The 15,468-nt window shown below is 40.6% G+C and carries 16 protein-coding genes and 1 tRNA gene; 2 read left to right on the forward strand and 15 right to left on the reverse strand.

Annotated elements, in window-relative coordinates:
• Positions 1-136: 136 nt before the first annotated feature.
• Together D8837_RS08280 and rlmD are read right to left on the reverse strand one after the other, a co-directional pair.
• Positions 137-208 (reverse strand) — tRNA-Glu (locus D8837_RS08280).
• 61 nt (positions 209-269) lie between these two features.
• Positions 270-1,625: a 23S rRNA (uracil(1939)-C(5))-methyltransferase RlmD gene (rlmD, locus tag D8837_RS08285; protein ID WP_125456758.1), complete on the reverse strand. Its 1,356-nt coding sequence runs from the start codon at positions 1,623-1,625 to the stop codon at positions 270-272.
• A 37-nt stretch (positions 1,626-1,662) separates the two neighbouring features.
• On the opposite strand from rlmD, the gene recX reads away from it, so the two are divergent.
• Positions 1,663-2,439 (forward strand): recombination regulator RecX, encoded by a 777-nt coding sequence (gene recX, locus D8837_RS08290; RefSeq protein ID WP_125456759.1) that lies wholly within the window; start codon positions 1,663-1,665, stop codon positions 2,437-2,439.
• An 88-nt stretch (positions 2,440-2,527) separates the two neighbouring features.
• Complete coding sequence (locus tag D8837_RS08295) at positions 2,528-3,061, forward strand: DUF402 domain-containing protein (protein WP_000775316.1); 534 nt, start codon at positions 2,528-2,530, stop codon at positions 3,059-3,061.
• A gap of 69 nt (positions 3,062-3,130) precedes the next feature.
• Here the strand turns inward: D8837_RS08295 and D8837_RS08300 are convergent, their stop codons facing one another.
• The 13 genes from D8837_RS08300 to D8837_RS08360 all read right to left on the reverse strand — a co-directional run bounded on the left by D8837_RS08300 (position 3,131) and on the right by D8837_RS08360 (position 15,365).
• Positions 3,131-3,898, reverse strand: a complete 768-nt coding sequence (locus tag D8837_RS08300) for an epoxyqueuosine reductase QueH (protein ID WP_061864578.1) — start codon at positions 3,896-3,898, stop codon at positions 3,131-3,133.
• 137 nt (positions 3,899-4,035) lie between these two features.
• Positions 4,036-5,658: a chaperonin GroEL gene (gene groL, locus D8837_RS08305; RefSeq protein ID WP_125456760.1), complete on the reverse strand. Its 1,623-nt coding sequence runs from the start codon at positions 5,656-5,658 to the stop codon at positions 4,036-4,038.
• A 15-nt stretch (positions 5,659-5,673) separates the two neighbouring features.
• On the reverse strand, positions 5,674-5,958 hold the full coding sequence (gene groES, locus D8837_RS08310) for a co-chaperone GroES (RefSeq protein ID WP_000917323.1): 285 nt from the start codon (positions 5,956-5,958) through the stop codon (positions 5,674-5,676).
• A 155-nt stretch (positions 5,959-6,113) separates the two neighbouring features.
• A complete protein-coding gene (locus D8837_RS08315) occupies positions 6,114-6,509 on the reverse strand; it encodes a single-stranded DNA-binding protein (protein WP_070479688.1) in 396 nt (131 codons plus the stop codon).
• Positions 6,510-6,585: 76 nt separating this feature from the next.
• The gene (locus D8837_RS08320; RefSeq protein ID WP_125386574.1) at positions 6,586-7,347 is read right to left on the reverse strand and encodes an SDR family NAD(P)-dependent oxidoreductase; all 762 of its coding nucleotides are present in this window, start codon (positions 7,345-7,347) and stop codon (positions 6,586-6,588) included.
• 41 nt (positions 7,348-7,388) lie between these two features.
• On the reverse strand, positions 7,389-8,015 hold the full coding sequence (gene ytpR / locus D8837_RS08325) for a YtpR family tRNA-binding protein (RefSeq protein WP_125386575.1): 627 nt from the start codon (positions 8,013-8,015) through the stop codon (positions 7,389-7,391).
• A 15-nt stretch (positions 8,016-8,030) separates the two neighbouring features.
• The gene (locus D8837_RS08330) at positions 8,031-8,348 is read right to left on the reverse strand and encodes a thioredoxin family protein (RefSeq protein ID WP_049487943.1); all 318 of its coding nucleotides are present in this window, start codon (positions 8,346-8,348) and stop codon (positions 8,031-8,033) included.
• Entirely contained in the window at positions 8,345-8,644 is a 300-nt protein-coding gene (locus D8837_RS08335; protein WP_049510167.1) for a DUF4651 domain-containing protein, read from the reverse strand. Before D8837_RS08335 ends, D8837_RS08330 begins: the two co-directional genes overlap by 4 nt.
• A gap of 90 nt (positions 8,645-8,734) precedes the next feature.
• Positions 8,735-9,814 carry an N-acetylmuramoyl-L-alanine amidase family protein gene (locus D8837_RS08340; protein WP_185755696.1) on the reverse strand — a complete coding sequence of 360 codons (1,080 nt, stop codon included), beginning with the start codon at positions 9,812-9,814 and terminating at the stop codon, positions 8,735-8,737.
• A gap of 119 nt (positions 9,815-9,933) precedes the next feature.
• Complete coding sequence (locus D8837_RS08345) at positions 9,934-11,541, reverse strand: CTP synthase (RefSeq protein WP_125456761.1); 1,608 nt, start codon at positions 11,539-11,541, stop codon at positions 9,934-9,936.
• A 236-nt stretch (positions 11,542-11,777) separates the two neighbouring features.
• Positions 11,778-12,365: a DNA-directed RNA polymerase subunit delta gene (gene rpoE, locus D8837_RS08350; protein ID WP_042750234.1), complete on the reverse strand. Its 588-nt coding sequence runs from the start codon at positions 12,363-12,365 to the stop codon at positions 11,778-11,780.
• Positions 12,366-12,496: 131 nt separating this feature from the next.
• On the reverse strand, positions 12,497-14,074 hold the full coding sequence (locus D8837_RS09540) for a hypothetical protein (protein WP_185755697.1): 1,578 nt from the start codon (positions 14,072-14,074) through the stop codon (positions 12,497-12,499).
• A gap of 70 nt (positions 14,075-14,144) precedes the next feature.
• The gene (locus D8837_RS08360) at positions 14,145-15,365 is read right to left on the reverse strand and encodes a DNA cytosine methyltransferase (RefSeq protein ID WP_125456762.1); all 1,221 of its coding nucleotides are present in this window, start codon (positions 15,363-15,365) and stop codon (positions 14,145-14,147) included.
• Positions 15,366-15,468 lie beyond the last annotated feature (103 nt).

The following is a 15,468-nucleotide window of genomic DNA, read 5'->3' on the forward strand; positions in this document are numbered from 1 at the left end:
AGTTTTCAAAGGTCTTTGTCACTCGCTTCTCTCAAGTGACAACTATATTAGTATATCACAGCCGCTTTCGCTTGTCAACACTTTTTTGAAACTTTTTTAATCTTTTTTCATCAAGTGCCTCAACCGCAACATACCATAGTCCGTACGGGATTCGAACCCGTGTTACCGCCGTGAAAAGGCGGTGTCTTAACCCCTTGACCAACGGACCTGAGCTGTTATTTTCAACTCTTACTATTATACCGACTTTTCTAACTTTGTCAACAACTTTTTTAAACTTTTTTTATTAATTTTACAACAGCTTCCGTTCGAGCAGTGTGTGGGAACATATCAACCGACTGGATATAATGGAGATCATAGACTTCTACTAAACGTACTAAATCACGAGCCAAGGTCGAAACATTGCAAGAAATATAGACCATTTTTTCTGGTACATAGGTAAGAATAGTATCTAATAACTTATCATCCAGACCTGTACGTGGTGGATCCACAATCAGAGCATCTGCTCGGTAGCCTTCCTTGTACCAACGAGGAATAATCTCTTCTGCCGTTCCAGCTTCGTAATGTGTGTTGTCAAATCCCATTCTTTTAGCATTTCGCTTAGCATCTTCAATGGCCTCTGGAATAATATCCATACCTCTGAGTGTTTTTACTTTCTTTGCAAAGGCAAATCCAATCGTTCCAACTCCACAATAAGCATCAATCAAATGGTCTTCTTTATCAACATCCAACGCTTTTACCGCCTCACTATAGAGGACTTCTGTTTGTTCAGGATTTAGTTGATAGAATGCTCGAGGGGATAGTGAAAATTCATAATCAAGAACACCTTCTTGAATACTCTCTTGTCCCCAGATAATCTCTGTCTTTTCACCATAAATCTCACTGGTTTTAGCTGTATTTGTATTAACAGCTACTGTCACAACCTCTGGAGAATCTTTAACTAAGTCTTTCACTAGTTGGGTTAAATTAAGCTGACGATTTGTAACAATAATAATCTGAACCTGTCTAGTCTTTCTTGCTCGTCGGACCATTATCGTTCTAACACCTAGAACTTTTCTCTCATCCGTGATTGGAATCTGGTGATAAGTAAGTAATTCTGCTAGACGATTAGCAATCACTTGGGTTTCCTTATCTTGTACCAGGCAGTCTTTCAACTCTACTAAATAGTGAGAGTTTTGTGCATATAAGCCCGTCTTGACCTGATTCTTAAATTTTCGAGTCTGAAATTGTAACTTAGCACGATAGTACTTGGGTTCCTGCATTCCAATCGTCGGGCGGATTTCATAATTTTCATATCCTGCAGGGGCAAATTTTTTTAGCGCTTGGTGAAGTAAGTCCGTCTTGAACTCCAGCTGCTTATCATAATGCAGGTGCATGATTTGGCAGCCTCCGCACTCATTATAAATAGTACAAGCTGGCACAACTCGAAATTTAGACTTCTTATTAACCTTTAGTAATTTTGCTTCAACAAAGTTACGTTTAATAGAAGTAATCTGACAATAGATATCTTCACCTTTGAGAGCACCAGGCACAAAGACTAATGTTTTTTGATAAAAGCCGATTCCCTCACCATTAATTCCCATGCGCTTGATTTTTAATGGTATTTTTTGTTTCACTTTCAGATTCATACCCCTATCTTATCACATTTTGAGTTATAATAGAACTATGAAAATCACAAAACTTGAAAAGAAAAAAAGACTCTATCTGATGGAGCTTGATAATGACGACAAATGCTACATTACTGAAGATACTATTGTTCGTTTTATGTTATCGAGAGATAAGGTGATAAGCGAAGAGGAATTGAAGGAGATTCAGGACTTTGCTCAATTTTCTTACGGTAAGAATCTAGCCCTCTACCACCTATCCTTTAAAGCTCGCACTGAAAAAGAAGTCAGAGAATATCTGAAAAAATACGATATTGATGAAAACATCGTTTCTCAAGTCATTATTAATCTTAAAGAAGATAAGTGGATTAATGACAGCCAGTACGCTTATGCTATCATCAATGCCAATCAACTTTCAGGAGACAAGGGGCCTTATGTACTGACTCAGAAATTAGCACAAAAAGGAATTTCAAAATCTACTATAGAAGAGAACTTGAAAGAATTTGATTTTTCGGAAGTTGCTCAACGTGTTGCAGAGAAACTGCTTAAAAAATACTCTGGAAAGCTTCCTGCTCGCGCCTTGCAAGATAAGATTATCCAGAATATGACCAACAAGGGTTTTTCCTATTCTGATGCTAAAAGTGCCTTTGACGAATTGGATAGTCAAGTTGACCAAGAAACGACTCAGGAACTCATCTTCAAGGAGCTTGATAAGCAATATGCCAAGTATGCCCGAAAATATGAAGGATACGAACTTAAACAGCGTTTAACCCAAGTTTTAGCGCGAAAAGGCTACGATTTTTCGGATATAGCAAGCGCTCTCAGAGAATATCTTTAATATTTTCATGTAAAATTCACAGATTTTAGGTAATTTTATGGTACAATAGTAAACGATAAACTTATAAATTGTAGAAAGTTGGTTAGTTATGAAGCTTCCAAAAGAAGGCGACTTTATTACAATTCAAAGTTATAAGCATGATGGAAGTCTCCACCGAACTTGGCGGGACACCATGGTACTAAAAACAACAGAAAACGCCATTATTGGTGTCAACGATCATACACTGGTTACCGAAAGTGATGGTCGTCGTTGGGTAACTCGAGAACCGGCTATTGTTTACTTTCACAAGAAATATTGGTTTAATATCATTGCCATGATTCGCGATAATGGAATTTCCTACTATTGCAATATGGCTAGCCCCTACTATCTGGATGAAGAAGCACTGAAGTATATTGATTACGATTTGGATGTTAAAATTTTTACAGATGGGGAAAAACGTCTCTTGGACGTTGAGGAGTATGAGCGTCACAAACGCAAAATGAATTATTCTGATGACTTGGACTATATTTTAAAAGAACATGTCAAAATTCTTGTTGATTGGATTAACAATGGACGTGGTCCTTTCTCAGAAGCCTATGTAAACATTTGGTACAAGCGCTATGTAGAACTAAAGAATCGGTAAAGTTGTCAAACTAGGGTGAAAGCCCTGGTTTTTTATTTGAAAAACCCAGCTTTTCAGCTGGGTTGGTCCCTATATATCTAATTTTGTAACTGTAAATTTGATATGGGAATAGTCTTTTTCAACATCCTTATCCAGTAAGAAAGCCGTTGCGTCCTTCTTAACCTGAACCAGGTCAATATTCTGGGCTTGAGCTGCATAGACACATCCACAATAACATTGACGATAGATGTCATACTCCTCACACATCTCAACTGAACGTTTATAGCCCTGATTTTTCTTGAAATCACTGGGAAGATAGTGGGTGGTATAAATCTTTTGCACATCGATTCCGATGCTGTTGATGGTCTGAGAATTCTTATGAGGACTAATGGTTAAAGCCGAACCGAAGTAGTCAAAGCCTAAATCCATAGCCACTTGCGCTGTTTTATCCAGACGGTAGTCAAAGCACACCTTGCAACGGTCACCACCTTCAGGCTCTTCCTCCAATCCTCGTACCAATTTACGGTATTCATTGGGTTCATAAGGCGCTTCTAGGTACTGAACCGTATTTCCAGTCCGCTCATTAAAATCACTGACAAACTTTTTAGTCACATAGGCACGCTTATGGTATTCTGCCTTGGGATGGATATTAGAATTGGCAAAATAGATTGTCACATCAGTATACTTAGTCAAATATTCTAGAGTATAGGTACTACAAGGGGCACAGCAAACGTGCATGAGAATGGTTGGACGTTGCTCATTTTTCTCCCATACTTGTACCATCTTCTGCATGACACGGTCATAATTAATCTTCTGATTGGGGTTCATCTTGCTCAGAATTTCTTCTACATCGATCATGTTCTTCTCCTTTTTCTAGTCTTATTTTATCATATAAGTTAGGAGAGCTCAAATCAATTTAGAAGTGAATATCATAAAAAGGAGGAATAGCCATCCCCTCCTTTTGTGTTTTTTATAAGTTGTTTTCTATAGAAAGCTTACATCATGCCGCCCATCATGCTTGGATCCATTGTTGGAGCTAGGGCTGCTGGTTCTGGTTTATTGGCTACGACTGCTTCCGTAGTCAAAATCAAGCTGGCTACAGATGCTGCATTTTGTAGAGCTGAACGACTCACTTTAACCGGGTCGATAATCCCTTGATCAATCATGTTGACCCACTCGCCAGTTGCTGCGTTGAAGCCTGTACCAAGCTCGGCATTTTTCAAACGATCGATAACGATAGAGCCTTCAAATCCTGCATTGTGGGCGATCTGACGAACAGGTTCTTCCAAGGCACGAAGAACAATATTGCGTCCTGTTGCTTCATCTCCTGTCAATTCCAAATCAGCCACGGCTGGAATGACATTGACAAGAGCTGTCCCACCACCAGCAACGATACCCTCTTCAACGGCTGCACGAGTAGCGTTGAGGGCATCTTCGATGCGGAGTTTCATTTCTTTCAACTCAGTTTCAGTTGCGGCTCCGACCTTGATGACTGCGACACCACCTGACAATTTGGCCAAGCGTTCTTGCAATTTTTCACGGTCAAATTCAGAAGTTGTAGTTTCGATTTGAGACTTGATAACTGCAACACGGTGAGAAATCGCTTCAGGATTTCCAGCACCTTCTACGATAACAGTGCTATCTTTGTCCACAGTTACTCTCACTGCTTGACCCAGTGCTTCAATTGTCGCATCTTTCAACTCAAGACCTAGATCTTCTGTGATAACTGTTCCACCTGTTAAGATGGCGATATCTTCAAGCATTGCTTTACGACGGTCACCAAAACCAGGTGCCTTGACTGCTACCACGTTGAAGGTCCCACGAATCTTATTCAAAACAAGTGTAGGCAATGCTTCACCATCCACATCATCCGCAATAATCAAGAGTGGACGACTGCTTTGGAGAATACTTTCTAGGAGCGGCAAGATTTCTTGGATATTTGAGATCTTCTTATCAGTAATCAAAATGTATGGATTTTCAAGGTCAGCCACCATTTTTTCGCTATCTGTCACCATGTACTGTGAAAGGTAACCACGGTCGAACTGCATTCCTTCAACAACTTCCAGTTCTGTTTCCATACCACGTGACTCTTCGATAGTGATGACACCATCTTTTCCAACCTTTTCCATGGCTTCAGAGATGTACTCACCGACTTTTTCAGAACGAGAAGAGACAGCAGCAACCTGAGCGATGGCTTCTTTGTTGGAAACAGGGATAGCGTTGTTTTTCAAGGCTTCTACTGCTGCAGCAACTGCTGTTTCAATACCGCGACGAATGCCGATTGGATTTGCGCCTGCTGTGACGTTTTTGATTCCTTCGCGGACTATCGCTTGGGTCAAAACAGTTGCAGTTGTAGTCCCGTCACCTGCGATATCATTGGTTTTTGAAGCTACTTCTGATACCAATTTGGCACCCATATTTTCAAAATGGTCTTCCAATTCGATTTCTTTGGCAATGGTCACACCATCATTGGTAATCAAGGGTGAGCCAAATGATTTTTCAAGAACGACATTACGACCTTTTGGTCCCAAGGTTACTTTAACAGTGTCTGCAAGGATATCGACACCACGAACCATAGCTGAACGGGCATCTGATGAAAATTTAATTTCTTTTGACATACTTACTTTCTCCTTCTATTCTTCAATGATTGCCAAGATGTTAGCTTCGCCAACGATGATGTACTTTTCATCGCCATCTTTAACATCAAGACCTGCATGGGCTTCAACTAAGACACGATCTCCAGCTTTAACACTTGGAGCAACCAAGTCACCGTTCAAGGTACGAACACCTTGTCCAGTAGCCACAACTTGGGCTGTTTTGGTTTTTTCTTGGGCTGAGCCTGCAAGGACAAAGCCACCAACAGTTTGTTCTTTTTCTTCGATTTTTAAGACCACACGGTCTCCTAATGGTTTCAACATCTGCTTTCCTCCATAATGAGATAGATATCATTAGCACTCTTTGTATTCGAGTGCTAATTCATAGTTCTATTGTATCACTTGGTCAAAAATAGTCAAGAAAAAAGTCTGACTTTCTCAAGATAAAAAGCCTGAGACCAACTCAGACTTTTTAATGTTTAAAATGGCAATTCTTCCTCTTCCAAGACCAAATCCGCCAAATCTTGGCCTGCATTATTTTCACGCATGGCACGTTGGGCGCGACTTTCCAAGAGTTGGAATCCTGTGACAAGTACTTCGGTCACGTAGTTCATTTGACTATTTTTCTCAAAACGACGGGTACGAAGTTCTCCATCCACAGAGATAAGACTACCTTTAGTTGCGTAGCTGGCCAAGCTTTCTGCTAGTCTGCCCCAAAGAACCATATTGACAAAGTCAGCTTCACGCTCCCCATTTTGGTCTTTGTAACGACGGTTCACAGCGATAGTTGCTCGCGCTACTGACTTGTCATTGTTGGTTTTGTGCAATTCTGGTGTAGACGTTAAACGTCCGATTAAGATAACTTTATTATACATATTTTTTCCTCCTACTTATCTATTCGTAGGAAATCAAAAAAAGTTACAGAAATTTGTAACTTTTCGAGAAAATTTTTTATTTTTTATGAACCATGAAACCTGTTGCCTGTTGATTTGCCATAATGGTCATATCTGTAATCTGCACACGGCGAGGTTGATTGGTCACATAGATAACTGTATCAGCGATATCTTGTGCCTGCAAGGCTTCGATTCCTTGGTAAACGGACGCAGCTCGTTCTTTATCACCGTGAAAACGTACCGTCGAAAAATCTGTTTCGACAATTCCAGGCTGAATGGTGGTCACCTTGATATCTGTTGAAATGGTATCAATTCGCAGTCCATCTGAAAAGGTCTTAACTGCTGCCTTGGTAGCTGAATAAACTGCTGCACCTGCATAGGCGTAGATTCCTGCGGTTGACCCCATGTTGATGATATGTCCTTGATTGGCTTTTACCATTGTTGGCAAGAAACAGCGAGTGACTGCCATCAAACCTTTGACATTGGTATCCAACATAGTTAACATATCCAACTCTTCATAGTCCTGATAAGGTGCTAAACCTAGAGCCAGGCCAGCATTGTTGACCAGAATATCAATCTGACCTATCGTTTCTAGAATATCAGAGCAGACAGTCTTTACCATGGTCATATCCGTGACATCTAGCTGAAAAGTCCAAACTGTTTGATTTGGAAAAGTTTCTGCAAACTCCGACTTGAGAATTTCTAGTCTGTCTATCCGTCGTCCAGTTAGAACGACATTCTCACCCTGCTCCAGATAAACACGCGCAATCGCTTCACCAATACCTGATGTCGCTCCTGTAATCACTACATTTTTTGCCATCTTATTTCCTTCTAGCTGGTCTATCAGATATTAACAACTTCTTAGGCAGTCCAGTGTTTCGCTGGGTCAAATGGAGTTCCGACAACTTGATCTTCTGATAATTCAATAACCCCTCGTTTTTGCGGAGCATTTGGCAGATGCAATTCACGAGGGCTACACATCATGCCAAAACTCTTTTCGCCACGAAGCTCACCTGGGAAAATAAGATTGCCTTTGGGCATCATAGCTTCTGGAAGAGCTACAATGGTTTTCAACCCAAGACGCGCATTAGGAGCCCCTGCAACGATTTGCACTGTCTTGTCACTCGCGACTGCAACTTGGCAGATGTTGAGGTGGTCACTATCTGGATGGGCTACCATCTCGACAATCTCACCAACAACAAACTTAGGTTCCCTATCATTGACAATTTCTTCTGTAAAGCCTTCCGTATGTAATTCTTGATTCAAACGAGCGACTTGCTCATCTGTCAAAAAGACTTGACCGCGCTCTGCAATTTCAAACAAACTTGAAACTTCAAAAATATTCCAAGCCACTGTTTCCCCATTATCTTTGAGAAAAACACGGGCTACCTTGCCTTTGCGCTCCACATCCAGTTTGGCATCTCCGCTATTTTTCGCGATGACCATAAGGACATCACCGACATGTTCTTTGTTATATGTAAAAATCATTGTTTCTATTTTCTCCTATTTCAGTCCTGCTAAAAAGTCATTAATTTGTTGCTTGCTTTTACGGTCGCGATTGACAAAACGGCCGATTTCCTTGTCCTTTTCTAGAACAACAAGGCTGGGGATTCCATAAATATCCCAGAGTTTGGCCAAATCCATATACTGGTCTCTATCCACTCGAATAAAGGTAAACTCTGGATTGCTCTCCTCAATTTCTGGTAAGGCAGGATAGATATAACGACAATCGCCACACCAGTCTGCTACAAAAAGAAAGACCTTCTTGCCATCTTTTTCTACTAAAGATGCTAATTCTTCTAAACTTGCTGGTTGTATCATAAGACTTCCTCCTCATAGACCAGGTCTTCATTTTCATAGACAAAGGTATAATGACGGCCATCCTCAAAAATGACGCCACCAACCAAGCTCTCTAGACTGCTTTCATAGACTTGAACATAGAGGGTAGCAATTTCTCCCATGTCTGAAAAATGGTCTCGCACCATCGCTGTCAACTCTTCCTGGGTCTTCATGAGCTTACGATCATCTGCAACTTTTTTCGTAGCAAGGGCAAGGCTCCCAATACCAAGCAGAGCCAGACCTGCCATCCACATTTTTTTAGCTTTCATACCATTCATTTTAACACAAAAAAGGCTTTAGGACAAATGAGGAAGCAGCAGAAAAGCAAGTAAAAAGCCTCTTCCTTTAAGGAAAAGGACTTCTTATTCTTATTGCCAGGCACCTGAGTTGCCAACGTAGTAACCATCAGGTGTGTAGGTATTGCGAAGCATCTTACCTGATGAAGCCAGATAATACCACTTACCATTGTCTTTGACCCAATCATTCGCTAGCATGGCACCAGAAGAACTTACATAATACCATTCTCCCTTGTCATAAACCCAAGTGCTTGCTTTCATGGCTCCTGAAGTTGATAAATAGTACCACTTACCTTGGTCGTAAAGCCAGTCACTCGCAATCATAGCTCCTGATGATTTAAAGGCATACCAGTTGCTACCTTGATAAAGCCAAGTTTGATTGAACATGACTCCTTGATCATTCATAAAGTACCAAGTTCCCTTGTCCTTAACCCAATCCTTCTGCACTAATTGGCCTTGTTTTTGATAGTACCACTTTTCACTGTAATTCTTTTTTAGCCAGCTTTCTGCTTTTACAATCGGATAAAGTATTTTGAAGGCTCCTGCCCCCCTGTAGGAATGACTAATAACTCCTGGTTTTTGAAGTTTCAATTCTTCATAGTCGTCTGCCCAAGCAAATACTTTTTGACCATTGACAGTCTCTGGTAAGGTAGCAGTGTAGGTCTTAGTTTGATAGTCCCATTTTGCATCAAGGTAGGTGTGTTGATCATTTGATTCGTCAATACGGAAGTAACCACTCTTTCCACCGTCATTATATACATCATCTACTACTTTAGTGGACCATGTCTTTACTTCATTTCCGCTCTTGGCTTCTACCTTGATATCTCCTCTATAGCCATAAGGTACATAGAAATTAAGGTAACGCCCCTCTGTACCGACCATAGACTTGTCCTTTTCTTGACCTAGGAAATTGACTGTCTGATCTTGACCATTGAGACTGACCCTCCACTCGATTTTCTCAGTTTTTGGTAAATCCAAGACTTTGATATCCACTTCATGGCCATTGTTGAATCGAAGAATCTTGCCATCTTGATACTGAACGCCACCCTTAATAACCCACTCTTCTTCAAGATCGAAGGCCTTTCCCGAATGAGGGAAAGCTAGTAAAGCTAAACCTGCTAGAGACAAACCAAATAGTGTGATTTTTTTCATCGTAGATCCTCCTTAGGATTTTTTATGTTAATTATATCACTATGTTTTTATTTTGCAACTCATATCCTAAATATGCAAGTAAAAAACCTCTGAGATTCTTCTCAAAGGTTCTGATTTTGCTAATTGCTGTTCTCAACTGCTGCAGTCACAAAGGCAGTGTAGAGTTCTTCTGGGCGGTTTGGACGACTTGAAAGTTCAGGGTGATACTGACACGCTACAAAGAATTTATTTTCAGGAATTTCCACAATTTCGACCAAACGATTGTCTGGAGAAACACCTGAGAAGACAAAACCTGCTGCCTCAAACTGCTCACGGAAGGCATTATTAAACTCATAACGGTGACGGTGACGGCGTTGCACCACTTCTTGATTGTGATAAGCAGCGGCTGCCTTAGAGCCACGTTTCAACTTCGATGGATAAAGCCCCAAACGAAGGGTTCCACCCATATCCTCAACATCAATCTGATCACGCATGATATCAATGATAGGGTATTTTGTTTCTGGTGCAAGCTCTGCAGAATTGGCACCTTCAAGATCCAAAACGTGACGAGCAAACTCGATACAAGTCAACTGCATTCCCAAGCAGACACCCAGCATGGGAACATCATTTTCACGCGCATAGCGGATAGCTTGGATTTTCCCTTCAGTACCACGTTGACCAAAACCACCTGGTACGATGATTCCGTCCGCATCAGACAAAAGCTCTGCCACATTCTCTGCTGTCACATCATTGGCATTGATCCAATTGATTTTAACTTCTGCGTCGTTGGCATAACCAGAGTGTTTCAAGGCTTCGACCACAGAAATGTAGGCATCTTGCAACTCCACATACTTACCGACAAGGGAAATTTTAACTTGTTTCTTGAGGTTCATGACCTTGTCCACCATGGCTGACCATTCTGTCATATCTGCTACTGGTGCGTCTAATTTCAAATGGTCACAGACAATTTGATCCATACCTTGAGCCTGCAAGTTCAATGGAATTTGGTAAAGGTGCTCAACATCCAACGATTCGATAACGGCTTCTGGTGCCACATCACAGAACTGGGCTAGTTTGTTTTTAATTCCTTGACCAGCTGGCTCTTCTGTACGAATAACCAACATATTTGGCTGGATTCCCAATCCACGCAATTCTTTTACAGAGTGTTGAGTTGGTTTGGTTTTCATTTCACCAGCTGCCTTGAGGTAAGGAAGGAGGGTTGTATGGATGTACATGACATTGTCCGCCCCCACATCTGCCTTCATCTGACGAAGGGCCTCTAAGAATGGCAAGGACTCGATATCTCCTACTGTTCCACCAACCTCTGTAATAATGACATCAGAATCAGTTGTTAGAGCAGCACGCTTGATTTTTTCTTTCAAAGCATCTGTGATATGAGGAATAACCTGAACAGTTGCCCCAAGGTATTCTCCACGGCGTTCCTTACGAAGCACTTCACTGTAAATTTTACCAGTTGTCACGTTGGAATATTTGTTAAGATTGATATCGATGAAACGCTCATAGTGACCCAAGTCCAAATCTGTCTCAGCCCCATCATCTGTCACAAAAACTTCCCCGTGCTGGTAAGGACTCATGGTTCCTGGATCAATATTGATATAAGGGTCAAACTTTTGAATAGTTACTTTGAGACCACGATTTTTCAAGAGACGGCCCAGACTCGCTGCAACGATCCCTTTCCCAATAGACGATACCACACCACCAGTTACAAAAATATATTTCGTAGACATAGATTCCTCTTTCTAAAATGCTCAAGGCCTTGTTAACTACGAGGGGACATAGAAAACAAGACCCTACTAATAAGAATAATCTGGGACGACTGCACCAGATTCACAACCAAAATACAAGAAGATAACTTCTTGAAAAAACAAAAATAGCTCCCTAAGAACTAGGGAGCTCCGACCTCTAAAAGAGGTGCCCGAACAATATGATACCTAAAAATAGGATAATTGTCAATAGCTAACTTTTATTCCTCGACGTTTTCAGAATCATCGTCTGAAAACTCGTCGTCTTCTTCGTTGAGATCCACGTCTTCACCCAAGTCATCTGGGGCGATTTCGTTGATTTCTGCATCGTAAGCTTCCACTTCATTTTTCTCATCATCTGGATTTTCATCATCGTATGAAAGAGCAGGATCTGCTTCGTATGCATCTTCATCTTCTGGATCATCTGCATTGTAGTCAATGGCATCTGAATCGCCATCCATGAAGGCATTGACACGTTTTTTCTTAGCTTTTGGTGCTACTTCATCGTCATCATTTTCTTCAAGAGCGATGATTTCTTCATCGATTTCATCAACACCATACCATGAACGAAGACCCCATTTGTTGTCTCCAAGTGAGATGAAGCTACCGTCAAAGTTCAACTCTGTGTAAAACAAAGGCAAGGCTTCACGGATATCGCTGTTTGATGTTCCAAGGTAGTTTTGAATTTCGTTTACAAGATCGCTAAAATGCATCTCATGGTCGCGACCACGAAGTTCCAAGATAGCACGCGCTACCTCAATCATAGATAGTTCACTTTTTTCTTGCCCAGCAAATACTTCTAATTCCAAAGCGTTTCTCCTCATTTATACTACTATCGCCAGAGCGAACAGACTCTGACCTCATTTTATCATTTACTCTTTATTTTACGATAATTTTACGGAATAGTCAAAGGTTAAGGGGGGGGAAAGTGATAGGACTTTTATTTCTTCGCTACCCAGCCGATGGCATCGTAAGGTGGGGTTTCGGTATCAATCCAGATAAATTCAATACCAATTTCCCCATTTTTAAACTTAGTCAAACGAATGCCGTTGATTTCCAGCTCATTGAGTCGTTGACCTGTCAAGACTTCACGTTCCTTCAACTGGAAAACACCACGTAAGATCCAATTCCCAAGAATTTCTTGCTTATCAGTTGACTGAATTGCCTTTCCAGCTTCTTGATTTATATAGGCGTTAATAACATCACCAGAAGATAAAAAGCGTAGTTTAAAGGTTCTTTCCTCTTTTGGTAGAGCTAGTTTTTTAGTGCCAGGTTCAAAAGTCCCAAATCCAGAACCAAAGAAATCTGGTCTTTCGTCATGGAAGTTCTTAGAGTCAGGCAGAGGAATGTAAACTTCACTAACTGGACGATACACTAACTGTTCAATTTCTTTAATGAGCTTTTCATTGCCAGTCTCATGGATAAAGTTAATCAAACCTTCACGAATAGCCTTCATCTGAGCTTTTTCTTCCTTGCTCGTCCATTTTTTCAAGAGAATTTCTTCTAAGGAAAAAGTCACAAAAGCTAGTTCTTCTGGAGCTAGATTGTTCTTAAATTTATCCTGAATCTTTAAAATCCGTGGTAGACGATCTTTCTTAGCTAATTTTGAACCACCATTAAAGGCATTGAAACCAGAGTTTTCTTCCACATTTCCATGTTTATCTGTAATAACCCAAGACACTGTTTCTAAGACATCGGTTTTATCCTTTTCAGCTGTCAGTAAATGAAGGTTTTCAAAGAGAGAAAAAGGATCTTCAATATAATGGACATCCCAAGTATCTACCACAATGTCTTTATTATTAAAAGTCATGTGGAGCTGACTGTCAGCTGCCGTGTACTTGTAGTGGTGTTGCCCATCCGTAAATCGAAAATTGGTTGGATTGTTTTTGGTAGTTGATCCTTCAATGACCAGATTATCAATATCGACTGGCAAATAAGTCGTCTCCCCAACAAAAATCTTCGGATTTTCTCCCTTTGGTGTTGGCATCAGGACATGATAAACAGCTTCAACATTAACCGAATCCGAGCTAAAACCTTTGATTTGTGCCTTAGAGGATTCGATTCTCTGGTTCCTTAAGGTCGCAATCTTTCGTGCCAACTCTTCATAGCGTTGATAATTTTTCTTGTCAGCCGTTTCTTTATCTGCTGAGATATCTGCATGGAATTTGATATCACCCAACAAGTCCGTCCAATCTTGAGAATCCTTCTTAAACTGAGCGATTTTTTGGTCTCCAGAATTAATCCCAAAAGACTTGATACCCACTAGGTATTTATGATTTTCATCCACTACGACAGAAGCATCATAAGAGGTATTGGCAATATCTTCTCCAATCGCATTAAAAGCCTTCTGAAAGACTGTTTCTTGAAATTTAGAATTAACAATTGGAGCAACATAATTCTCTGTTTGTCCTTCATCTTCTGATTCTGCCTTTTGAGAGAAAGCTTGGCTCAAACTAGCGAAGTTGGTAATTAAAGTTTTGTATTTGTCTTTTTGTTCAGACTTTAGATGTTCCCACATAAGCACCCTCTTTTCTATTTTCAGTATATCAAAAGAAGATTAGTTTTTCACTAACCCTCTTATATATTCGTTAATTAATACTGTAAAATTCGAGATTTCCTCGTTTTTTTACCAATTTTAAATAATCTTCATCTGATAGAAGGGCTAGACCATCATCATAAGACTTGATTTTTTCAAGAGCTTGATCATAGCTATCTACAAAGTCCTTGACATAGGACTGCCCTTCAAATTGTCCATTCATCTTGGTGTAGATAATGGCAATTTTTCCTGAACGTTCAAGTTGAGATTGCCCCTGACTTTCATTTAAAGCCTTGGCAACATTTTCCGCGATACGTTTAATCACGGGTACAACCACACTGTTTCCAGCCTGCTTGTATAGCTGACCGTTAGAAATCCCTTCTGGGATTTTAAAGGATTTAGGATAGCCTTGAACATTAAAGGTTTCTTTCGGTGTCAACTTACGAATCTCACCACTATCCGTCAAGATCAATGGAACGTTATGTCCACCTGTTCCCATATTGGCTGTTAGGGTTGGGACAACACCATTTTTATTTTCACGGACATACTGACGGCGCCACTGGTAAACCGTATCTTGACTGGTGACTTCAAATTTCAACTGGTCGTAGAAATTCTGCTTGCCTTCACGGTAGTAGTAAACCTCTTCTAGCTTATCACCAAAGTTAATCACATCCTGAAGAGAAGTCGTCAGCTTGATTTCCTCTGGGAATTCAAACAAGTCATAAGTTTCCTTAGTATCAAAGCCGACAATGTAGATCCGCTCACGGTTTTGTGGGATATTTCCATAGTCTTTTCCGTTGAGAACCTTCCACTTGATGAAATAGTTGTTCTCGGTCAAGGCTTCACGAATAACCTTGAAGGTATTTCCGTGGTCATGACCGACCATGTTCTTAACGTTTTCGATAAAAATAGCGCGAGGTTTGCATCCCTCAATCATACGAAGCAATTCGAAGAAAAGATCGCCACGATCATCATCAAATCCCTTGCGATAACCCGCAATGCTAAAGGCCTGACAAGGGAAACCTCCCATAATCACATCTACGCGCTCAGCTGGAATATCCTCAGGCTGAACGTCGTGAATATCACGACCATCCAAATAGGTATCTGGATGGTTTAACTGATAAGTCTGACGCGCATACTTATCAAACTCATTGGCATACACCACTCTGAACTCGTTGGTCTGTTCAAATCCCAACTCAATTCCCCCAACACCTGAGAAGAAAGCTGCAATGTTGTACTTCTCAGAGCGGTTCGAACTTACAGAATTTGTCATGTGGTTACCTGCTTTCTAAAATTAAACAACTATTTCTATAAACTATTTATATTTTTTTAAACTAGGTGTGCTATTCCGAAATTCCAATAGTTTGCTATATAAC

The organism is Streptococcus mitis (genome assembly GCF_003942965.1).
Lineage (GTDB): Bacteria > Bacillota > Bacilli > Lactobacillales > Streptococcaceae > Streptococcus > Streptococcus mitis_BH.

What these genes read in the sequence shown, in the direction of transcription:
- D8837_RS09540 (WP_185755697.1), bottom strand. Translation starts at nt 14,074, where the DNA reads ATGTGGGAACATCTAAAGTCTGAACAAAAAGACAAATACAAAACTTTA.
- D8837_RS08320 (WP_125386574.1), bottom strand. Translation starts at nt 7,347, where the DNA reads ATGGCAAAAAATGTAGTGATTACAGGAGCGACATCAGGTATTGGTGAA.
- D8837_RS08345 (WP_125456761.1), bottom strand. Translation starts at nt 11,541, where the DNA reads ATGTCTACGAAATATATTTTTGTAACTGGTGGTGTGGTATCGTCTATT.
- recX (WP_125456759.1), top strand. Translation starts at nt 1,663, where the DNA reads ATGAAAATCACAAAACTTGAAAAGAAAAAAAGACTCTATCTGATGGAG.
- rlmD (WP_125456758.1), bottom strand. Translation starts at nt 1,625, where the DNA reads ATGAATCTGAAAGTGAAACAAAAAATACCATTAAAAATCAAGCGCATG.
- ytpR (WP_125386575.1), bottom strand. Translation starts at nt 8,015, where the DNA reads ATGATTTTTACATATAACAAAGAACATGTCGGTGATGTCCTTATGGTC.
- groL (WP_125456760.1), bottom strand. Translation starts at nt 5,658, where the DNA reads ATGTCAAAAGAAATTAAATTTTCATCAGATGCCCGTTCAGCTATGGTT.
- D8837_RS08295 (WP_000775316.1), top strand. Translation starts at nt 2,528, where the DNA reads ATGAAGCTTCCAAAAGAAGGCGACTTTATTACAATTCAAAGTTATAAG.
- D8837_RS08300 (WP_061864578.1), bottom strand. Translation starts at nt 3,898, where the DNA reads ATGATCGATGTAGAAGAAATTCTGAGCAAGATGAACCCCAATCAGAAG.
- groES (WP_000917323.1), bottom strand. Translation starts at nt 5,958, where the DNA reads ATGTTGAAACCATTAGGAGACCGTGTGGTCTTAAAAATCGAAGAAAAA.
- D8837_RS08360 (WP_125456762.1), bottom strand. Translation starts at nt 15,365, where the DNA reads ATGACAAATTCTGTAAGTTCGAACCGCTCTGAGAAGTACAACATTGCA.
- D8837_RS08315 (WP_070479688.1), bottom strand. Translation starts at nt 6,509, where the DNA reads ATGTATAATAAAGTTATCTTAATCGGACGTTTAACGTCTACACCAGAA.
- D8837_RS08335 (WP_049510167.1), bottom strand. Translation starts at nt 8,644, where the DNA reads ATGAATGGTATGAAAGCTAAAAAAATGTGGATGGCAGGTCTGGCTCTG.
- D8837_RS08330 (WP_049487943.1), bottom strand. Translation starts at nt 8,348, where the DNA reads ATGATACAACCAGCAAGTTTAGAAGAATTAGCATCTTTAGTAGAAAAA.
- D8837_RS08340 (WP_185755696.1), bottom strand. Translation starts at nt 9,814, where the DNA reads ATGAAAAAAATCACACTATTTGGTTTGTCTCTAGCAGGTTTAGCTTTA.